The following is a 20,259-nucleotide window of genomic DNA, read 5'->3' as shown; positions in this document are numbered from 1 at the left end:
ATACGGAGTTTAGTTATGAGAGTGGGGCTCGTCCTTCTGATGGTTCTGTTCCTGATCCGACGGTGTTGATTCCCAACGACCACCGCGACCTACCAGACCCCTTGGATAAGACGGGCCACTGAGATGACTGATATTTCTTTTCGTGAGGGGGCTTATGAAGCCCTTGCTCGTAGTTTGGGTGATTTGCGTGAGGGAGTGGGGAAAACCGAAGTGTTTTTCTCATCGTTAATTGAACAGAACCTACCGGGGATTGCTCATCTTTCCTGTGCGCGTTCAGTTGAGGAACGAGTCAACCTGCGCAGGCGCCGCTCGATTAGTGCAATGGAAGAATTGGGTGATTTGTACAGGAAGACGGGGAAGGACTTACTTGACCTTGAAGAGGAGCAGCAGCGGACAATTCGCCGTCTAAGCTCAGCCGCCTTTGGAGGAGTGGGGATGCCTGAGGACACGCAACGAGCGTATACGGCGGCAATCAATGCGCGTCCAGATCTGGTCCACCGCGCGGAACAGCTCAATCAGTAGTGCGTCATGATGATTGAGTGGCAAGGCGGTGCCTGTTTGATTATGACGAGGAGGTGTGGCGGTGTCTGATTCGCAGTCCACGCGTGGAATGCAGCGAGGGCGCGTAAAGCGCTATTTGCGGTACGTGCTGCGTTTTATAGGCGCAGTGGTGGGATTCCTATTCGCGATATGGGTGTTTATTGGAATTATCTCGTTCCCTTACATCGATGATCCCCCGCGTGAGGGTGGGGATCTTCCTTTTGAGAAGCGTGTGTCGATTGAGGCGTTTCAGCGTGATGTGGAGCCGCGCATTCTTTCCGCACGAAATGAAATTTTTAGTGGTTCTCAGTCTCTTCGTCCTGAGACTGAGAAGAGCAAAATTAGTCGTCTCTACGATGGATGGGAGCTGTCCAGTCAGAGAGTACGTGGGGGTACCCAATCCCCAGACCGCGTTGAAGAAATTCTCGGCCGGTATCTCGAACCCCTTGGGTATGTATCGGTTGTGCATGATCAGGATTGGCTGGTTTGGCGTGACGAAAAGAATGGAGGGCATGTTGAAATCTTAATTTGGGATCAGTCATTGGCTTTTCAATATGACACCCAAGATCGTCCTTCTGATGGTTCTGTGTCTGATCCGCGGGTGTTGATTCCTAATGATTCTCGGGATATTGCTGGATATGTGAGTGATAGTCTCCCCAGCGTTCGGTATTTGGATGGGGATGCGCCTGAATTTCCAGAGACTGATGGTAGTGAGTGGGCGGAGAAGCGTCAGTCGATTGAGGTATTTCAGCGTGATGTTGAGCCGGGGATTTTGAGTTTCAGAGACGAAATTGTTGGTGATTCGCCGTATTACGTGGCTCCCAGCCCCAGCGAGATGGAAACGAGGAAGAGCTATCCCCCTCCAGAGTATTGGCTTGAAAGCCAGCGTGTTCAGTGTGGTCCGCGTGATGTGGGGCGGGTTATTGAGTGGGGGAATGCTCATTTGAATCCGCTGGGCTATGAGTTGGTGTATGACTATGCCAGTCCGGTACCTGGGGTTGGCCACTACCTGGCGTGGAAGGATGAGAAGAATGGTGGGATTGTGACGGTTATTCTGCGCGAAAAGAACACGGAATTTAGTTATGAGAGTGGGGCTCGTCCTTCTGATGGTTCTGTTCCTGACCCAACGGTGTTGATTCCCAACGACCACCGCGACCTACCAGACCCCCTCGCGTAGCCGCGGCTGCAGCCTCGGCTATTCCCTAATACCGACGTGAATGGTGGGAATGTAGACCGGTATGGCCAGTGACGCAAGAAGCTCCTCAAGGCTACTGCGTAAAACCCCTAGATCTGCATACTGCATACCCTGATGCGCCTCACCCGGAAGACGAGAGGGAAGATAGCGCAAAACCTCGTACTGATCGCCTTCATAGTCCGTATACAATCCGGTTTCGACGAAGCCGTTGCGCTGATAGAAGGCCAGTCGCCTTTCGCGCTGATGGAAGTTAGAAGCATCGGTAGTCATTGGCTCGATTTCCAAAGCAATGGCAAAACCGGGGAAACGCTCCTTCAGTTGGTCAAGAATTCGCGTCCCGTATCCCCGCGAGCGAACCGCGGGATTCGTCGCTAAGAACACGACAAAAAGCAAATCATCTGAGTGAATAGTGAAAGTCACTCCGCAAAAGCCCGAGGGTTCTTCAGGATCAAAATACGCCGTGAAATCAATAGAACGGCGTAGTGCAAGCGCATTCATCACCCATTCAGGAATGAGTTCGGCGGCTGGAAAGGCCTCGGCAAGGAGGCTACGGACCTGCGGGTAGAAGTGGGAATGGCGACGGACGGGCAAAGTGATAAGAGATGACTCGCTTGAACTCACCCTTCCATACTAAATTTCACCCACATTGGCTGCCTCATGACAATTGTCATGTGAAACTTCGTAAAAACGACACTGTTGTCGATGTCCCTCACAGGCTTGACTTAAAGCATGAACACGGATACTCAAACCACGACCCCAGTGATCCTTGCGAAAGACCTGGTGAAGACCTACGGGAATGTGCACGCGCTCAAGGGCATGAACCTGCGCGTTGATTCCGGTGAAATCGTTGCTTTCCTTGGTCGAAATGGCGCCGGAAAAAGCACAACAATTGACATCATTCTTGGCCTTCAACAGGCAGATAGCGGAAGCGTTGAAGTTTTTGGCATGAGCGCCAAAGAAGCAATCCGCCGCGGCCTGATCGGTGTCGTTCTTCAATCGGGTTCGCTTCCTGGGGACTATAGCGTCGCAGAAATCCTCAAACTCTTCTCGCGCGTCTACAAGCGCACCCAGTCCATTGACCCCCTTGTCGAGGAAACCCATCTTCGCCACCTTCTTGGCCGCAAAATCCGCAAGCTCTCCGGTGGTGAGCAGCAACGCGTTCGCCTAGCAATGGCACTAATTCCTGACCCGGAACTCATCATTCTCGACGAACCGACCGCCGGAATGGACGTCACCATGCGCAAGGAGTTCTGGGATCTCATGAGCACGCAGGCCTCGAAAGGTAAGACGATCCTTTTCGCCACTCACTACCTGGCCGAGGCGCAGGACTACGCTCAGCGTACGGTCATCGTCAATGCGGGCCGCGTGAGCGCCGACGCCCCCACCGAAGAAATCCGCCGAGCGCACTCGTCGACGCGCCTGGCCTTCTCGATCCCCGCTTCCTCTCTTGAGGGAGTGCGTGCAGGACTGGCCGAGCGCGCGGCTGAGCTTGGGACAGTGTGGGAGCTTTCCGATATTGCCGAGGTCGATTCCCCCGATTCCGCCCCCGCTTCCTTAGGCGAAGAGGGCTTGGCTGCCGATCACTGGCTACGCGTGGAGTTCCACACGACCTTCTCTGACGAAGCCGCTCGGCACATCGTCGCCATTCCCCAGGCATGCGAATTCGAGGTTGTTTTCTCAAGCCTCGAGGATGTTTTCGCTGAGCTCACGCAGTAGACCGAGCTCACGCAGTAGAACGCGGGACATGAAGTCCTGACTTTCGCTTTGGCCACCTCGCACCTCTTCTCTAAGGATTTACAATGACGACTCACACTCACTCAGCAACAAACCCCTGGATCAGCCGCCAGGCACTGAGCTCCTGGCAGGGGGTTGGGCTTCTCACCTGGAAGTCATTCCTGAAGCTGGTTCTCAATCCCGCAATGTTTGCCTTTGCGCTGATCCTTCCGATCTTCATGTACATGATGTTTGGAGCCGGACAGGAGTACTCGAAAGAGTGGGCGATCAATGCGAATATCGGCGCAACGGTCTTGGTGTCAATGACCCTGTACGGTGTGATGATCGCTGCCGCATCGGCTGCAACCGTTGTTGCCCTTGAGCGGACCTCTGGAATCTCCAGGCTCTTTGCACTGTCCCCCGTGGGTTCGGGTGCCTTCATCTTTTCCCGTTTGATCGCGGCAATCTCCATGAGTGCCCTGGTTATTGTCATTACCTATACCTTCGGATACGCGACCGGAGCACGAATGACCCCCGAGGCCTGGGTTGAAAGTGGGCTCATCACCTTGGCTGCATCGGTGATTTCCGCGGCCCTTGGCCTAGCCCTTGCCTTCCTCATGCGCTCAGATACCGCCTTCGCGGTCATTAATGGTGTCGTTGTCTTGGGTGCTTTCCTTGCGGGAATGTTCATTCCGATCAGCTCCATGGGGTCGATCTTTAAGGCGCTCGCGCCCTATAGCCCCTTCTACGGACTCTTCAACCTTTCTCAGCTGCCCCTCTACGGTTTCGATAATTTCGAATGGAAGTGGGTGATTTCCACGGTCGCGTGGTTTATTCCCATGGCACTGCTTGCGATCTGGGCACAGCGCAGGGACACTGATCGCTAAGAAGCCCGGTGCAGCCGGGCGCACACATCCAGCACTTTCAACGCAATTACTGGGGAAGGACAGGAATGAGCACCAAAACTCAGGGGACAGATGCCTCGTGGTCACAGCGTCACCCGCGTTTGTCCGCGGTGTTGTGGGCGCTGCCCTACCTGGCTTTCTTGGCCTTTCCCTTGGGGATGATTCCTACCGTTGAATCCCCCGGGATGATCGCGCTGATCCTCACTCTGACCTTTGGCGTTGCTGCTGCTGATATTGCAATTTACATTGTCAATCCGACCCCTGAATGGGGAGCGCGCATCACCAAGAAAATGTGGATCTCGCACGGGATCCTGCTGGCTCTGGTGGTTGCACTGGGACTCGTCCTGGTTGTCGCCGGCGCATCGCGAGTAACCTCGGCCCTTTTCATCACCTACTCGATCGCAGGCTGGAACCTTCAAGCCCCCAAGAGATATGTGGTTCCCGGCCTAGTGGCACTTGTCGGCTGGGAAGTCATTGCCATCTTGTTGCCTATTGGCAGTATCGACGCGGTGGCCTTGAGCTACGCGATCATCGCGCTGCTGATGGTTTTGGGCTTAACCCTGGCCGTGCGCCGCAGTTTCGATAATCGCCACTCAGAGCAACAACGTCAACGCCAAGCAATTAGCCTGGTTCGCGAGCGCGAACGCCTGCGTTTTGCCGGGGATCTTCACGATATTCTTGGGCACTCGCTGACGGTCATCACCATGAAGAATGAGCTCGCCCAGCGCTTGCTCTCCGTGGGAAAGATTGCCGAGGCCAGTGAGCAAATTGCGCAGACCCTGGAGTTATCCCGCCAGGCAAAAGAAGATTTGCGCGGGATTATCGCCGCTTCACGAAGCTTATCCGCCGAGGAAGAGGTCGAGTCGGCCCGTGAACTCTGCGAGCAAGCGGGGATCGAATTTATCGCCGATATTCAAGGAGAAATCGCGCCCGGTCCCAGGGCAACTTTGGCCGCACATGTCATCCGAGAGGGGACTGCCAACGCGATTACCCACGCTCATCCCTCCACAATCAGTGTCCGCCTGACCCCTGATGAGGTCCTGGTGGAAAACGACGGGTATTCACGCAGCTATTCGGAGGCCTCGGCAGGGGGAGGGGCCGGGTTGGAAGGACTGCGTCAGCGGGCGGCCTCGGAAGGGGAGATGACGTGGGGGAGCCAGGGGAATACGTGGGCACTGCGCCTGACTTTCCGCGGAGAATCCGCCTAATCGGAAGGTAGAATTGGCGAGTCAACTACTGGCGCGCAAAAGGACTGCCAATGATTCACGTGATTGTGGCCGATGATCAGGCCTTGATTCGTGGTGCCTTGAGCGCGCTCATTGACTTGGAAGACGATATGCACGTCGTCGCACAGGCCGCTCATGGTCGCGAGGTCATCGCCGCAGTCGAGGCCTATAACGCTGAGAATTCCCGTGGTGAAGAGGCCGTGAAAGCTGCGTCGACACTGGTCGTCATCATGGATGTCGAAATGCCCGTTATGGATGGAATCAGTGCAGCCGCAGCGTTGAAAGACCGCGGGGCGAATGCGCGGGTCCTCATGGTGACGACCTTCGGGCGTCCCGGGTATGTCCAGCGAGCATTGGACGCTGGAGCCGTTGGATTTGTTGTCAAAGACGCGCCAGCCGAGCAGCTCCTGGAAGCAATCCGACGAACTTCCCAAGGACTGCGCACGGTCGATCCCGCGCTCGCGGTCGATGCGCTGACGAAAGGTCAAAGCCCGCTCAGTGCGCGCGAAGTTGAAGTTCTGCGCGCTTTCGAAAGTGGGGGGACCGTGGAGGATGTGGCCTCGGAGCTCATGCTGTCGGCCGGGACGGTGCGCAACTACGTGAGCTCGGCGATGGATAAGACCCACGCGCGAACGAGAGCTGAAGCACTCAAGGTAGCAACAGAAAACGGGTGGTTGTAAACTGAGATTCCATGGTAAACAGCTATGGACGTCGTCAAGAGACGCAGGAAAACGTTACTCGCCACATCTTCGTCACCGGAGGTGTGGTTTCTTCATTAGGTAAGGGTTTGACCGCTTCCTCGCTGGGGCGTCTGCTGCGTTCGCGCGGTTTGAGCGTTGCCATGCAAAAGCTTGACCCCTACATCAACGTCGATCCCGGGACGATGAACCCCTTCCAACACGGTGAGGTTTTCGTCACTGAAGATGGCGCGGAAACCGACCTCGATATCGGCCACTACGAGCGCTTCTTGGACGTGAATCTGTCCGGCGCTGCGAACGCCACCACCGGTCAGGTGTACTCCACCGTTATTGCGAAGGAACGCCGCGGCGAGTACCTGGGCGATACCGTCCAGGTCATCCCTCACATCACCGACGAAATCAAGCGCGTCATGCGTGCTCAGGCTGTGCCCGATGCTGAGGGCAATGCCCCCGATGTCATCATCACCGAAATCGGTGGCACGGTTGGCGATATCGAATCTCAGCCCTTCTTGGAGGCCGCTCGTCAGGTGCGCGCCGACCTGGGCCGAGACAATGTCGCCTTCGTGCACGTCGCACTGATCCCCTTCCTTCCCGCTGCCGGTGAACTCAAGACCAAGCCGACTCAGCACTCTGTGGCCGCGCTGCGCTCTATCGGTATTCAGCCCGATGCGCTGGTACTGCGTACGGATCGGCCGCTGCCCGAGGGAATCAAGGGCAAGGTTGCACTGATGTGCGACGTTGACCGAGATGCTGTCATCGAATGCAAGGACGCGGCCTCGATCTATGAGGTTCCCCCGACACTGCATCGCGAGGGTTTGGATGCCTTCCTTGTTCAGCGTCTGGGCCTGACTTTCCGCGACGTGGACTGGAGCGAGTGGAACGAGCTGCTTGAGCGCGTTGAATCGCCGAAGTACCGCGTTGAGGTTGCGCTGGTCGGTAAGTACATTGACCTGCACGACGCCTACCTCTCTGTTTCCGAGGCCGTAAAGCACGGTGGTTTTGCGAATAACGCTCGCGTTGACCTGCGTTGGGTTGCCTCCGATACCTGTGAAACCCCAGAGGGTGCTCAAAAGGCTCTGGGTGGCGTTGATGCGATCATCGTCCCCGGTGGTTTTGGTATCCGAGGCATTGAAGGCAAGTTGGGTGCCCTGCGTTGGGCACGCGAGCACAAGATCCCGACCTTGGGATTGTGCTTGGGCCTGCAGTGCATGGTGATCGAGGCCGCGCGTGACCTGCTGGGCTTGGCTGGAGCTTCGTCGACGGAAATGGACCCCGAGACGCCGGATCCAGTCGTTCACACCATGGACTCCCAAGTCGACATTGTTGAGGGCGATGGTGATCTGGGCGGAACCATGCGACTTGGCGCATACCCCGCGGTCCTTCAGGAAGGTTCTATCGTTGCCGAGGCCTATGGGAAGACCCAGGTTTCGGAGCGTCACCGTCACCGCTTTGAAGTGAACAACGACTACCGCGATCAGCTGGAATCGGTTGGCCTGCACATCTCGGGTACTTCACCCGATGGGAACCTGGTCGAATTTGTCGAGCTGGATCGCTCCATGCACCCCTACTACGTGGCAACTCAGGCTCACCCCGAGTTCAAGTCCCGTCCGACGAAGGCTCACCCGCTATTCGCGGGCCTGGTTCGCGCCGCACTTGCGCGTCACGCAGAAAACTACGCTGCACGCGGTGGGCGCAAGTAGGGGCTGTAGGGTCTTAGGGCTTTAGCTCCGTCTTTGGCTCCCTCATCCCTGCACTATCTCCGTCTTTAGCTCCTTCATTCCTGGTTTAGCTCACAGATTCCTGGCCTATGAACGCTCATATGTTAGGAGTCGACGAGCTAAACCAGGAGATGTGCGGGACGGGGAGCTAAACCAGGAGGTGGGCGGGACGGGGCAAGGAGGAAGTCAGCTTTCCCTTCCCGCCCCAACAACCGTATTTCCGGGTACGAAGATTGGGTCAAGCAGGGTCAATCCGTGCACGGGACGACGGATTGTGGCCTCGGACTGTTCCAACGGGACAGCCTCATGTCCCTCAGCATCGGTATCTGCGTCCGCTTCCTTTCGGGGTTCCCCATCGATTTGGGCAACCAGCATCTCAACCGCTCGCCTCAAAAGTTCGTCCGGCCGGGTATCAAAATGATCGACATCGAAAAGGCAGTGAGCTCGTTCCGCATGCCATCCGCTGGCAACCAGCGAGACATCGCGTCCTGGTCTAATCCCCAGATCCATCAGCGCATTGCACCAGTCATCAGCGGAAATTGTCGGCCCCAGAATGTAGGAATCAACCCGCCCCTCGCCGGCAATTTGGCCGACCAAGTGGCGAATTGCCTGAATTCCAGTTCCGCAGGTGCGTGAGAGCAAGGGAATCCCAAGCTCACCTGCAGTATCCACAACCGCTTGCTTAAACTGCGCGACGAAGTTCAAGGACTGCACATCTGTGCTGGCCGAGTGCACGAAAGCAACATTCCGCGCCCCCGCATCGCGAATGCGGTGCACAGCCTGAGTGCCGGCCTCGTAATAGTCCACGTCAATGGACTGGATCGGCGACCTAAAGGGACCGGGCCCGGGAGTGCCAATGAAAACCGTGGGAATCTTGCTCTCAGCCACGACCTCCAGGCGGGGATCATTGAAGCGAACTTCCATGATGAACAGACCATCACACAGTGCGGTCGTCATGACGCGGCGCAGCCCAGCCGCCCCCTCGTTCGCGGTAATCAAAAGCAGATCAAAATCATGTTCGCGCAGGAGCTGTGCCAGTGAGATCAGCATGTAGTGCTGGTCCGCCCCATCCGCACCCTCGTGGTAGGGGATGACAACTCCCAGTACTCGCGACTTGCGTGAGCGCAGTGAACGAGCACCCGCATGCGGCTGGTAACCCAGTTCCTTCATTGCAGTTTGGACACGTTTTTCCGTCTCCGGAGACACTGTCCGTCTGCCGCTCATGACGTAGGAGACCGTAGTTTGTGAGACTCCCGCTAGTTTTGCGACGTCTCTACTGGTTGGCTGGCGTGCCATCAGTTCCTCCTGCTCTCTTGACAGGAACGCTTTCACAAATTATCTTGAGTTTCACATCACACGCGAGCAGCGATGCTCGCAAAAAATTTTTACATGACGAATACGTATGCGTAATGAATATTACCAGAAAATCTCCTGCATAGAGGCATGGAGTGAATACGTATTCGTACCCTTCGCTAAGGAGTCATAGGTGTACACGAAAAAGGAGTACCCGGGCGCAGTCGAACTCTCCTATGCGCACGAGTTCATCCGCATTGAGGCCTGGGGTCGCAATGCACTTCGTGTGCGCATAGGCCCCAACGCGAACTTCCCCCAGGGACTGGGCGCGCTCGAGGCCGCACCCCTTAGTGGCCTCGGCGCGGCCTCTGGAGCATCCACGGACCCGCTTGCCGACACCCCGGCTCCGACAGAGACTACCGGGAATAGCGAACCCATCTCTGTCACCGAGATCCCCGGCTACGACCGCCCCGAAGAAGTGTTTTCCAACGGGCGCATCAGTGTGGTTGCAAACCTTGATGGTGGAACCGGAATCGCTCGCTTCCTTCTGGACTTCCATAAGGACGGCGAATCTATCCTGCGCGAAGCCCCCGAGCACTTCTGGTGGCCAGGCGCCCACGGAATCTACCCCGGTTTCGGCGGACACGAAGTCCACCAATGCTTTGCCTCGGATCCCGCCGAGCGCTTCTACGGAATGGGCCAGCACTCCTACGATTTCCTCGACCACAAGGGAGTTGTCTCTGATCTGATTCAGCGAAACGGCGAAGTCTCCATCCCCTTCGTCCTCTCCGACAAGGGTTACGGATTCCTGTGGAATAACCCCAGTGTTGGCCGCGTCGAATTCGCCAAAGAAGCTACTCGCTGGGTCGCACAAGGCAGCCAGTGGATCGACTACTGGGTGTGCGTGGGCGATACCCCCAAAGAAATCCTTGAGGCTTACGCCGACGCCGTTGGCCACGCGCCCCGCATCCCTGAGTGGGCACTGGGCCTGTGGCAATCCAAACTGCGCTACACCAGCCAAGAAGAACTCATGGAAGTCGCGCGCGAATACAAGCGCCGCGGCCTGCCCCTGTCTGTGATCGTTACCGACTTCATCCACTGGCCCGCTATGGGGGAGTGGCGCTTTGACCCAAGCGAATACCCCGACCCCGAAGCGATGATGGCCGAACTGGAAGAGATGGGCACCAAGCTCATGGTTTCCGTGTGGCCCACGGTCTCACCCCTTGCAGAAACCGACGCGGAAATTCGCGCAAAAGGCCTCTTGGTCGGCACCGAAGCCGGAATCGAATACCACCAAACCTTCCGCGATAAGGGAATGGATCGCCCGCTTCCCGTCGCCTTCTACGACCCGACGAATCCCTCCGCACGCGAATACGTGTGGAACAAGCTGAAGAACAACTACTTCGATCTGGGCGTGCGCGTGTTCTGGCTGGATGCCTGCGAGCCCGAACTCAACCCCGGTCACCCCTCCAACCTGCGCTTTTACGCCGGAAGTGGCCTGAACGTCTCGAACCTCTACCCGCGCGAGAATGCCCGCATGATCTGGGAAGGCATGCGCGAACAGGGTGAAGATCAGTTCCTGACCCTGTGCCGCAGTGCCTGGGCAGGGCAGGCAAAATACGGATCTGCAGTGTGGAGCGGAGATATCGGCCCCACCTGGGAGGCCCTCTACACGCAGGTCCGAGCCGGACAGTCTATTGGAATCGCAGGAATCCCCTGGTGGACCAGTGACATCGGAGGCTTCCACGGAGGCGACGCCAGTGACCCCGCATACCAGGAACTCTTCGCTCGCTGGTTTGAGTTTGGAACCTTCTGCCCGCTCATGCGCGTTCACGGTCACCGCGAACCCCGCGAAGATGTGGCCTCGGAAAACCCCGGCGGCCCCAACGAAATCTGGTCCTACGGCGAGGAAGTTGCGGATATCTGCTCGCGCTACATCCTCCTGCGCGAAACCCTGCGCCCTTACCTCACTCGCGTGATGGACGAGGCCAGCGAGCGCGGAATCCCCGCCATGCGCGCCCTCTTCCTCGAATTCCCCGAGGACGAGCGCTGTTGGAGTTGGGACGGGGAGTTCTTCTTGGGTCCCGACCTCCTGGTTTCCCCGATTACCGAGGCCGGCTCCCGCACCGCCCGCGTCTACCTTCCCCGAGGTGCGCGGTGGCGCCAACTTCTCATCGCCCCCAGCTGCGGGGATGAGGATCAAGAGGCCTCGGCCTCGTACATGCTTGGTGAGACTTTCGAAGGCGGAAGTGAACTCACCATCGATGCACCACTGGAGTGCATCCCATTATTCATCCGTGAAAACACGGATCTAGATAGTTGGTTGACGGACAACTATCGACACTCAAAGGAGAGAAAGAATGGCATACGCATCTAAGCGCGCAATGCGCGGGATTGCCTTCTTCGGTGCCGGAGTTATGGCACTGGGACTGGCAGCATGCTCCGGGACAAAGACGTATTCGGCCGACTCCGGCAGTGCATCCGGCGGTCAAGTAACCGTTGAGATGTGGGACTACCTGAGCGGTGAAACCGCCAATGACTCGATCAACGCATCGATCGCTGAGTTTGAGAAGGCCAACCCCGACATCAAGGTCAAGCGCACCACCTTTGCGTTTGCAGACCTGTCCAAGTCCATCCTTCAGGGCTCGGTCGGCGGCGAGGTTCCCGATGTTGCAGTCGTCGACGTTGTCGATAACCAGAACTTCGCATCCCTGGGAATGCTCAAGGATCTGAGCAACGATGGAATCAACAAGTCTGACTTCTTCGATGGCCCCTGGTCCTCGGTTGAATTCGATGGAAAGACCTACGGTATTCCGCTGAACTCCAACAACCTGGCTCTGTACTACAACAAGCAGATGCTCCAGGACGCAGGCGTCGAGGTTCCGACCGACTGGGCATCCCTCAAGGAGGTCGCAAAGAAGACCACCAAGGGCGACGTGAAGGGCCTCGCGATCTCGGCCGTGAAGTCCGAATCCGCAACCTTCCAGATCCTGCCTTTCGTGTGGCAGACCGGCGGTGACCTGAACGACTACGCCACCTCCGGCGCAACCGCTCTGGCATACCTGCGTGGCCTGATCGACGACGGCTCCATGTCCGAGGCCGTCTCCAACTACACCCAGGAAGATGCACGTACCCAGTTCATTACCGGTAAGTCCGCAATGATGATCAATGGCCCCTGGGAGCTGGCAACCCTGACTAAGGACGCCCAGTTTGACTGGGATGTAGCGCCTCTGCCCAAGGACAAGCGCGCAGCGACCTCAATGGGTGGCGAAAACGTTGTCGTCATGAATGGTGCCAAGCAGTCTGACGCAGCAGTCAAGCTCGCTAAGTACCTGACCAGCGCAGAAGGCGCCAAGATCTACTGCGACGGCTCCGGCCAGCTCTCCTCTCGCCCCGACCTGCAGGGCAAGCTCAAGCTCTCGAACGATCCCAAGCTCAAGGTCTTCGAAGATCAGCTCCCGTATGCACACGCACGCGCATACGGCAAGGATTACCCGAAGATCTCCGAGGCCATCCAGCTGTCCATGCAGGAAGCTCTGACGGGCGCATCGACCCCCGAGGCCGCAGCAAAGAAGGCCGCGGACTCAATCAATCCGTTGCTGCCCAAGAACTGAGTAGCGCAAGAAACCGGTTTGCTTGGGGCGATGGCTCCTAGGCAACCAACACACACATAAAGTTCCCCCGCGAGTGGGAACGCAACGATGAGCAACGGCTTGAAGCCGCAGCGAATATCCCACTCGCGGGGGAAACACCCCTGTTCGGGTGCTGACAGGCCACTGAGCCCGCCAGGCCACAACAGTATTCCCACACAAACCTCGGATCTGTGAGTGAATTTCGATGGCGCGAACGAAAACAGCGGGTCACGACGACGGATCACGTTCTTTGGCGCGAACACGACGCCTAGGACTGCTTCTGGCCTTACCCGCACTGATTTACATAACGATTTTTCTTGTTGTCCCCCTGATCTATAACATCTGGCTGTCCATCTCTAACGCGAACGGCGCAAACCTCATTTCGGGTGACTATCACCCCACGGGCCTTGCGAACTATGAAGCGATGCTGAAGAGCCCCGGATTCTGGAACGGCGTGAAGCTCTCCATCATCTGGACAGTTGCCTCGCTTGCCTTGCAATTCCTTGTTGGTTACGCGCTGGCCTTGTTCTTCCGTAAACCCTTCCCGGGTAACGGCATTATTCGCGCGCTCCTATTGGTCGCATGGATCCTTCCCGCTGTTGTCACGGGAACGATCTTCCGCTGGATGTTCGACTCTGACTTCGGCGTGATCAACTACTTCTTGACGACCCTGCACATTGTTGATCACCCGGTGATGTGGCTGACCGGCCCAACAACCGCAATGATTGCAATCGTCGTTGCAAACCTATGGGTTGGTATGCCCTTCAATATGCTGCTGATCCTTTCAGGTCTTCACACCATCGATGACGGCCTGTACGAGGCCGCAGAGGTCGACGGCGCTGGCCCAATTCGTACCTTCTTCTCCATCACTGAACCTCTCATGCGCCCCGTGGTGATTTCGCTGCTCTTGCTTGGCGTCATCAATACCTACAAGGTTTTCGACCTGATCTACACCATGACCAAGGGCGGTCCTGTCGAGGCGACCACAACCCTGCCGATCTTCACCTACCTGCAAACCTTCAAGGTTTTCGACTTTGGTAACGGTGCGGCAGCTTCAATGCTGACCATGGTTTTGCCGCTGGCTCTGTCGTGGTTCTACGTTCGTTCGCTGGATAAGGAGGACCAGTGATGTCTGAGAAGACCGCTGAAGTTCAAGAAAAAGTCCAGTCAGTGACGGGCGAAAGTACACCCAAGGCCTCGGGCACAACAAACTTAGCGAGGACAAAGCGCGAAAAGCGCGAGGGGCGCATCCGGATTGGGAAATCCGCATTCGCGTGGGTCATGGCAATTTTCTACCTGTTCCCCGTCTACTGGATGGTCTGTACTGCCTTCAAGACGCAGATGGAAACTTTTGCGCAGCCCCCGCACCTGATTCCGCAAAACCCAACCTTGGCCTCGTTCAAGGTCGCTTTCAGTGACAACTTCGGAATTTGGAAGGCGCTGGGAAATTCGGCAATCATCTCAGCCGGCTGTTTGGTGCTGACGCTGCTCTTTGCGATTCCCGCGGCCTACGCAATCGCACGAATGAGAAGCACAATCACAACGGGCATGCTGATCTTGCTCAGTGTCGTCCAGCTGCTTCCCGCGATCGCAATCTCGATTCCGATGTTCGTGCTTTTCCGTCACGCTGGAATGGTCAACACCCTTCCCTCGATCATCTTGGCGGATGTGACGGGAACACTACCATTTGCGATCATCATGCTGCGCCCCTTCTTCAAGCAGTTCCCCAAGGAAGTTGAAGAGGCCGCGCGACTTGATGGACTTGGCATCATTGGAACCATTGTCCGAGTCGTCATCCCGACGATTCGTCCCGGTGTCATCATGATCGGTTCCTTCTCCTTCTTGATGACATGGGGTGAATTTACCTTCGCCTTGACCTTGCTCACGAAGGCGGATCTGCAGCCTTTGACGGTTGCCCTGAACCGACTCATTGGCCAGTACGCAACGAACTGGAATGACCTGATGGCGGTAGCAACGGTTATTGCGATCCCCGTCTTGATCCTGTTCGTCGCCCTTCAGAAGTACATCGTTGCCGGCCTTGCCGGTGGCGCGACGAAGGGGTGAAATCCTGACCCAAAAAGTTGGGTGGTGAGTTGCTTGGGGGCGTCGGTGTGTGGGCCGGTGCCCCCAAGTTTGTGCCTGTGAGGCAGGAAGAGGGAGTTGTGCGGTCTGTACCGAGTCGTGCTGTTAGTACCGAGTCGCTCTTAGGAGCGACGTTTGGACACGTAGCCCTGGAGCCCGATAACTGCAGCGCCGCGGCACCAGGTCTCATTTGCTGGCGAGGCCAACTCGATCTTGACCAGCGAGGCTCGTGGGTCGCGGGTTTCCGCCAAGCCCTGGCGCATCCATCGATTGCTCAGCGAGGCCAAAGCAACGCCTTCGCCGCCGATGATGACGACTTCTGGAGCCGTCAGATTAGCGATCGCGCCGATCAAACGTCCGAGCGCTAATCCGGATGCGCGCAAGACGGCGGAAACAGCAGGGTCTTCGGACTCCGCCAAAGAAATAACTTCATCCCAGGTGACTTCCCGTCCAAGTGCTTCAGAAATGGAGCGGGTGATCGCGGGGGTTGTCAGCATGGATTCTGCGCAGCCTCGATGCCCTTGCGAGCACAGCGGGCCCAGCGGATCTAGGGGCCAGTGCCCGACCAAACCAATGCCGGAATCCTGGTTTTCTAGCGGCCGCCCGTTTGCAACGCAGCCATAACCAGTGCCGACGCCTAAGGTCAGGACCGCGAAATTCCGGTGCTGTGCACCCAGATCAAACCAGTGCTGCGCCTGTGTATAGGCCGTCAGGTCATTTGCGACGAAAACAGGGATTGTGATGTGTTCGCGCACAAGGCCGACAAGATCGACATCTTCCCATTTCAAGAAGGGCGCGGATCGGATGATGCCCTGATCTGTGACAACGCCGCCGATACCCACGCCAATCGCGTCGATGCGGAAACTCTTTTCGGCCTGGCTTGCCAAGGAGGCAATGCCCTCAGCAACGTCCTTGGGGGAGTGTGTGGGGAGAGGAAGCTGATCGTAGCTTAAGACCTGTGCCTTCAGGTTAATAACCGCAGCAGTAAGGCAGTCGTCGGCAACTTTGATTCCCAGGAAATGGTGGCTGTCTGGAACAACGGCTAGGGGGATCGAAGGGCGGCCGGATGTTCCCGTGCGGGTGGTCCGTACTTCGGTGAGGAGTCCCGAGGCAATGAGGTCGGCGCTAATTCGCGTGAGAGTCGCGGGTGCGAGTGACAGTCGGCGAGCCAACTCGGAGCGGCCGACTGGCCCGTGAAGAAGGACCTCGAGCGCGACGCTCTGTGCGAGTTCATCTTGAGGCTGCCACCCCATCATGACCGCCTTTCTTTATTAAACATAGTAAATAACGGAATTATTACACTATAGATCACATATTTGACGCAAATATTTTTATCTGATGAAATAAGTTCCAGTGGCCAATGAGGACCGCCTCACGAGGAGACGCACTGCGATGAAGCAGGGAAGTCTAAGGAAGGTGAGGGCTGGTCCAGTGAAAGGATTAAATCCCATGTTCGAACTTCTTCCCGTGTCCGCGGCCTTTGAGGTCGAAGACGAGGTACGCATCGACATTGTTGCCGATTCGCCCCTTCCTCCCGCCGCCACCTTGCGCCTGACCCACCTGGGAGTCGTTATTGCCGAGGCCGAACCTCCGCTGGGTGAATCGGTGGCCTTCGGCACTTTGGAAGAGGGCGGATACGGTGTTCTGCTGTGTGATGGGGACGAGGTCCTTGCCACCACCGCTCTTCAGGTTCTTGGTGATACTCGTCAGCGACTTCGCTACGGTTTCGTTGCAAGCTATGCCCCCGATAAGGATGTCGAGGCCGTAGCTCGCTTGGCGCGCAAGCTGCACCTCAACGGCATTCAGTTCTACGACTGGGCCTACCGCCACGCGGATCTTGTAGGTGGAGGAGAGACCTATCTCGATCCTCTTGACCAACCGATTTCACTGGAAACAGTTCGTCGCCTGATCCGTAGGCTGGCGCAGGCTGGATCTCGCTCATTCGGATACGCCGCTGTCTATGGCGTCGGAAATGAAGACTGGGATCAGTGGAAGGATGCTGCACTGATGCAATGTGATGGGACCCCCTATGAGCTGGGTGGTTTCCTTCAGATTGTCGACCCGGCCGCCCGGGGATGGCTTGCACACTTCATCAGTGACCTTCAAAAGTGCGTTGAGCAGGTGGGGTTCCAGGGATTCCACCTCGATCAATACGGATACCCAAAGTATGCAACTCGTGCCGACGGAGAACTTATCGACTTGTCGCAGAGCTTCACGCGCATGATCGGCGCTGCGCGCGATGGGCTTCCAAACACTGTCCTTGTTTTCAACAACGTCAATGACTTCCCAACCTGGGCCACTGCTGGTACTTCCCAAGATGCTGTGTACATCGAACCTTGGGTTCCCATCACAACGCTGGGTGCGCTCGCGGGTGTTGCGTCTCGGGCCAGAAGCGTTGCGCAAGGTAAGCCCGTGGTTCTTGCGGCGTATCAAAGCGTCTACTCCAAGGCCTCGGCAGAAGAATCAGAGCAGGCGAATAAGCTCACCATGGCAACGCTCTTCTCTCACGGAGCAACCCAGCTTCTGGCGGGAGAAGGCGGGAAGGTCCTCGTCGACCCCTACTACGTCAATAACCACGAGGCCGCTGACAGTACCGTGGAGATGCTCAAACGCTGGTATGACTTCCTTGTTGAACACGATGAGATCCTGATGGATCCGTACATTGCGGAAGTAACTGATTCATTCGCTGGCCCATTGAATGAGGATGTCGAGGTCGCCTACGACAAGCTGTGCGTGACGGAAGATCCTACGGAAGGGGCAGTGTGGAGGCGAGTAACGACGACCCGTCACGGATTGGTTGTTCACCTCATCAATCTAGTGGGGCAAAAGGACACCCTGTGGGACGGGCCGAAGCGTTCAGGGATTCTTGTTGAGGGTGGACGCCTGACATTGCGCTGCTGTGCCGGGCGCACTCCCCGCGTATTTGTGGCGGACCCCGATGGGGCTGGACGACTAGAAGAACTTCGTGTTCACTGTGAGGGAGCGCAGGCAAAGGTGGATCTTCCGCCCTTACAAGTTTGGCAGGTTCTTCGTGTTATTCTCTGAGGCTTCACTTCCCACAACCAATGCCCTCAGCGAGCTTTCAAGTGATGAATGGTGGAAGAGCGCGGTTGTCTATCAGATCTATCCGCGCTCATTCCAAGACTCCAATGGTGATGGTTTTGGGGACCTTCAGGGAATCCGCTCCCGATTGGGATATCTGAAAGAGCTGGGTGTTGATGTCCTGTGGCTTTCGCCGATCTATCGATCACCACAGGCCGATAACGGTTACGACATCAGTGACTACCAGGATATTGATCCGGTTTTCGGAACCATGAAGGATTTCGACCAGCTCATTGCCGATGTTCACACGCTGGGTATGAAGCTGGTTATGGACCTGGTTGTTAACCACACCTCGGATGAGCACCCGTGGTTCGTTGAATCGCGTTCATCACTGGATAATCCCAAGCGCGATTGGTACTACTGGCGTGACCCGCGTCCGGGTTTTGAAGGAGGAACCCCCGGAGCGGAACCAACGAATTGGGAATCTTTCTTTTCTGGTCCGGCCTGGAAGTATGACCCGACAACTGGGCAGTACTACCTGCATCTATTTGCGGAGCAGCAACCTGACCTGAACTGGGAGAATCCCGAAGTTCGCCAGGCCGTCTACGAAATGATGCGCTGGTGGCTTGACCGCGGTGTCGATGGCTTCCGTATGGATGTTATTAACCTGATCTCGAAGGTCCCGGGACTGCCAGATGGAACTCCTGCACCAGGTCGAGCTCTGGCCGACGGAAGCCCCTTCTATATGGAAGGCCCGCGCCTGCATGAATTCCTTCAAGAAATGCATCGCGAGGTGTTCGATGGTCGCGGTGCTCTTTTCACCGTTGGAGAGACTCCCGGCGTCCTTCTAGAAAACGCGCATCTGTATTCTGATCCCGCACGGCGTGAAGTCAATATGATCTTCCAATTTGAGCACGTGATTCTGGGGCTTCCCGAGGGGAAGTTTGGCCGCCGCACCTTGAAAGAGGGAGATCTTGCTGATTGCCTGACGCGTTGGCAAGAAGGCCTTGCTGAGAGGGGTTGGAACAGTCTGTACCTGTGCAACCATGACCAGCCCAGGACTGTGAGCCGTTTCGGAGATGAAAAGTACTGGTATGACAGTGCAACCGCACTGGCAACCGCGCTTCACCTGCTTCGCGGGACCCCCTATGTGTATCAGGGTGAAGAACTTGGCATGTCGAATACAGTTTTCGAAGGAATTGAGGACTTCGAAGACATTGAATCAACGAATTACTATCGCTTGGCTGTGGAACGTGGAGAAGATCCTCAGACGGTTCTTTCCGGTTTGCGTGCCATGGGTCGCGACAATGCGCGAACTCCCGTCCAGTGGGATGGTTCTGCGCACGCTGGTTTCACAGCGGGCACGCCGTGGATTGCGGTAAATCCGAATTACCCGGTGATTAATGCCTCCGAGCAGGTGGGTGATCCGACTTCGGTCTTTGCCTACTTCAAGGCTCTGATCGAATTGCGTCACCGCTTGGCAGTAGTTGCCAACGGAAGTTTTGAGCGTATCGATGCAGGTAGCCGTGAAATTTTCGCATATCGCCGAGTTCTAGGTGAACGCGAGCTGATAGTTATTTCAAATCTTTCCTCGCGTGATGCCCAGCCGTCGCTGCCTTCCTTCATTGCCGAGGCCGCGCGCGAGTGTGTCCCGATTCTGACCAACGGGCAGATCTGGGAAGAGATGGGCGCTCCGCTTTCTCCGTGGAGGGCACGGGTTTTCCTTGCCTGAGTTCTCGCCGCCTTTTGGAGCTTGGTCCTGGTTGGAGTCAACGCAAAGTACAAAATGCGAGGACTGAAAAAACTCTGGCAGTTCGCGAGGACTCTTCAGAGAATGGGACTGTCCTTCATATCTGGGATTGCCACCCAGGGCAGACTGAAAAATGGAGCTTTGGGCACTAGTTGCTCATAGTTTCACGATCAGGCTGTGGCCCCATCTTCTAGGAGGGAGAGATGGGGCCACAGCCCTATTATCAGGTATTTTTTAGATTAACCGAAGGTTATCTTAGGGTTTGGAATCGATGCGTGCAGAGTCACATTGCTGAACTTTGCGCTGGATGCGTTCTGCGCGGTAACCTATTGACAATTTGGCCTAGATCGAATCTTGTTCATCACGCCATTACCCAGTCTGCAAATGCAGGAAAACCGGGTGCGCCTAGATGACAGAGATGACGGACTAAATAAGACAGATAACGAACGATGCGCTACGAAACCT

General features: G+C 56.6%; 16 protein-coding genes. 13 read left to right on the top strand and 3 right to left on the bottom strand.

All coding sequences use genetic code 11. From position 1 onward, the window contains the following. The first annotated feature begins 123 nt into the window (after positions 1-123). Positions 124-522 (top strand): hypothetical protein, encoded by a 399-nt coding sequence (locus tag RW023_RS07370; RefSeq protein ID WP_315580584.1) that lies wholly within the window; start codon positions 124-126, stop codon positions 520-522. A 61-nt stretch (positions 523-583) separates the two neighbouring features. Beyond that, on the top strand, positions 584-1,717 hold the full coding sequence (locus tag RW023_RS07365; RefSeq protein ID WP_315580583.1) for a DUF4853 domain-containing protein: 1,134 nt from the start codon (positions 584-586) through the stop codon (positions 1,715-1,717). An 18-nt stretch (positions 1,718-1,735) separates the two neighbouring features. Here RW023_RS07365 and RW023_RS07360 read toward each other — a convergent pair whose 3' ends face one another. After that, the gene (locus RW023_RS07360; protein ID WP_315580582.1) at positions 1,736-2,356 is read right to left on the bottom strand and encodes a GNAT family N-acetyltransferase; all 621 of its coding nucleotides are present in this window, start codon (positions 2,354-2,356) and stop codon (positions 1,736-1,738) included. 108 nt (positions 2,357-2,464) lie between these two features. Between RW023_RS07360 and RW023_RS07355 the strand changes: the two genes are divergently transcribed. From RW023_RS07355 to RW023_RS07335, 5 genes are all read left to right on the top strand, one after another. Further along, complete coding sequence (locus tag RW023_RS07355) at positions 2,465-3,451, top strand: ABC transporter ATP-binding protein (RefSeq protein WP_315580581.1); 987 nt, start codon at positions 2,465-2,467, stop codon at positions 3,449-3,451. 83 nt (positions 3,452-3,534) lie between these two features. Continuing rightward, positions 3,535-4,335 (top strand): ABC transporter permease, encoded by an 801-nt coding sequence (locus RW023_RS07350; RefSeq protein WP_315580580.1) that lies wholly within the window; start codon positions 3,535-3,537, stop codon positions 4,333-4,335. A gap of 65 nt (positions 4,336-4,400) precedes the next feature. Then, positions 4,401-5,561, top strand: coding sequence for a histidine kinase (locus RW023_RS07345; protein ID WP_315580579.1), 1,161 nt, complete (start codon positions 4,401-4,403; stop codon positions 5,559-5,561). Positions 5,562-5,611: 50 nt separating this feature from the next. After that, on the top strand, positions 5,612-6,259 hold the full coding sequence (locus tag RW023_RS07340; protein WP_315580578.1) for a response regulator transcription factor: 648 nt from the start codon (positions 5,612-5,614) through the stop codon (positions 6,257-6,259). Between the two features lie 11 nt (positions 6,260-6,270). Further along, on the top strand, positions 6,271-7,977 hold the full coding sequence (locus RW023_RS07335; protein ID WP_315580577.1) for a CTP synthase: 1,707 nt from the start codon (positions 6,271-6,273) through the stop codon (positions 7,975-7,977). 204 nt (positions 7,978-8,181) lie between these two features. On the opposite strand, the gene RW023_RS07330 is transcribed toward RW023_RS07335, so the two are convergent. Further along, positions 8,182-9,291 carry a LacI family DNA-binding transcriptional regulator gene (locus tag RW023_RS07330; RefSeq protein WP_315580576.1) on the bottom strand — a complete coding sequence of 370 codons (1,110 nt, stop codon included), beginning with the start codon at positions 9,289-9,291 and terminating at the stop codon, positions 8,182-8,184. Between the two features lie 190 nt (positions 9,292-9,481). Between RW023_RS07330 and RW023_RS07325 the strand changes: the two genes are divergently transcribed. The 4 genes from RW023_RS07325 to RW023_RS07310 all read left to right on the top strand — a co-directional run bounded on the left by RW023_RS07325 (position 9,482) and on the right by RW023_RS07310 (position 14,984). Then, positions 9,482-11,665: a TIM-barrel domain-containing protein gene (locus RW023_RS07325; RefSeq protein ID WP_315580575.1), complete on the top strand. Its 2,184-nt coding sequence runs from the start codon at positions 9,482-9,484 to the stop codon at positions 11,663-11,665. Next, entirely contained in the window at positions 11,649-12,902 is a 1,254-nt protein-coding gene (locus RW023_RS07320) for an extracellular solute-binding protein (RefSeq protein WP_315580574.1), read from the top strand. Before RW023_RS07325 ends, RW023_RS07320 begins: the two co-directional genes overlap by 17 nt. A 223-nt stretch (positions 12,903-13,125) precedes the next feature. After that, complete coding sequence (locus RW023_RS07315; protein WP_315580573.1) at positions 13,126-14,049, top strand: sugar ABC transporter permease; 924 nt, start codon at positions 13,126-13,128, stop codon at positions 14,047-14,049. Continuing rightward, positions 14,049-14,984 carry a carbohydrate ABC transporter permease gene (locus RW023_RS07310; protein ID WP_315580572.1) on the top strand — a complete coding sequence of 312 codons (936 nt, stop codon included), beginning with the start codon at positions 14,049-14,051 and terminating at the stop codon, positions 14,982-14,984. The genes RW023_RS07315 and RW023_RS07310 overlap by 1 nt, the downstream gene beginning before the upstream one ends. Before the next feature lie 140 nt (positions 14,985-15,124). On the opposite strand, the gene RW023_RS07305 is transcribed toward RW023_RS07310, so the two are convergent. Beyond that, the gene (locus RW023_RS07305; protein ID WP_315580571.1) at positions 15,125-16,258 is read right to left on the bottom strand and encodes an ROK family transcriptional regulator; all 1,134 of its coding nucleotides are present in this window, start codon (positions 16,256-16,258) and stop codon (positions 15,125-15,127) included. Between the two features lie 193 nt (positions 16,259-16,451). Here RW023_RS07305 and RW023_RS07300 point away from each other — a divergent pair, with 193 nt between their 5' ends. Both RW023_RS07300 and RW023_RS07295 read left to right on the top strand, forming a co-directional pair. Then, positions 16,452-18,047, top strand: a complete 1,596-nt coding sequence (locus RW023_RS07300; protein ID WP_315580570.1) for a glycoside hydrolase family 66 protein — start codon at positions 16,452-16,454, stop codon at positions 18,045-18,047. After that, positions 18,034-19,776, top strand: coding sequence for an alpha-glucosidase (locus tag RW023_RS07295; protein WP_315580569.1), 1,743 nt, complete (start codon positions 18,034-18,036; stop codon positions 19,774-19,776). The genes RW023_RS07300 and RW023_RS07295 overlap by 14 nt, the downstream gene beginning before the upstream one ends. Positions 19,777-20,259 lie beyond the last annotated feature (483 nt).

The sequence above is a fragment of the uncultured Actinomyces sp. genome, from assembly GCF_963542285.1.
GTDB lineage: Bacteria > Actinomycetota > Actinomycetes > Actinomycetales > Actinomycetaceae > Pauljensenia.
This window is presented reverse-complemented; position numbering and strand designations above follow the sequence as displayed.

Excerpts from the sequence above, each read along its gene's own strand:
- RW023_RS07330 (WP_315580576.1), bottom strand. The coding sequence starts at position 9,291 with ATGGCACGCCAGCCAACCAGTAGAGACGTCGCAAAACTAGCGGGAGTC.
- RW023_RS07300 (WP_315580570.1), top strand. The coding sequence starts at position 16,452 with ATGTTCGAACTTCTTCCCGTGTCCGCGGCCTTTGAGGTCGAAGACGAG.
- RW023_RS07355 (WP_315580581.1), top strand. The coding sequence starts at position 2,465 with ATGAACACGGATACTCAAACCACGACCCCAGTGATCCTTGCGAAAGAC.
- RW023_RS07315 (WP_315580573.1), top strand. The coding sequence starts at position 13,126 with ATGGCGCGAACGAAAACAGCGGGTCACGACGACGGATCACGTTCTTTG.
- RW023_RS07370 (WP_315580584.1), top strand. The coding sequence starts at position 124 with ATGACTGATATTTCTTTTCGTGAGGGGGCTTATGAAGCCCTTGCTCGT.
- RW023_RS07310 (WP_315580572.1), top strand. The coding sequence starts at position 14,049 with ATGTCTGAGAAGACCGCTGAAGTTCAAGAAAAAGTCCAGTCAGTGACG.
- RW023_RS07340 (WP_315580578.1), top strand. The coding sequence starts at position 5,612 with ATGATTCACGTGATTGTGGCCGATGATCAGGCCTTGATTCGTGGTGCC.
- RW023_RS07320 (WP_315580574.1), top strand. The coding sequence starts at position 11,649 with ATGGCATACGCATCTAAGCGCGCAATGCGCGGGATTGCCTTCTTCGGT.
- RW023_RS07345 (WP_315580579.1), top strand. The coding sequence starts at position 4,401 with ATGAGCACCAAAACTCAGGGGACAGATGCCTCGTGGTCACAGCGTCAC.
- RW023_RS07305 (WP_315580571.1), bottom strand. The coding sequence starts at position 16,258 with ATGATGGGGTGGCAGCCTCAAGATGAACTCGCACAGAGCGTCGCGCTC.
- RW023_RS07350 (WP_315580580.1), top strand. The coding sequence starts at position 3,535 with ATGACGACTCACACTCACTCAGCAACAAACCCCTGGATCAGCCGCCAG.
- RW023_RS07335 (WP_315580577.1), top strand. The coding sequence starts at position 6,271 with ATGGTAAACAGCTATGGACGTCGTCAAGAGACGCAGGAAAACGTTACT.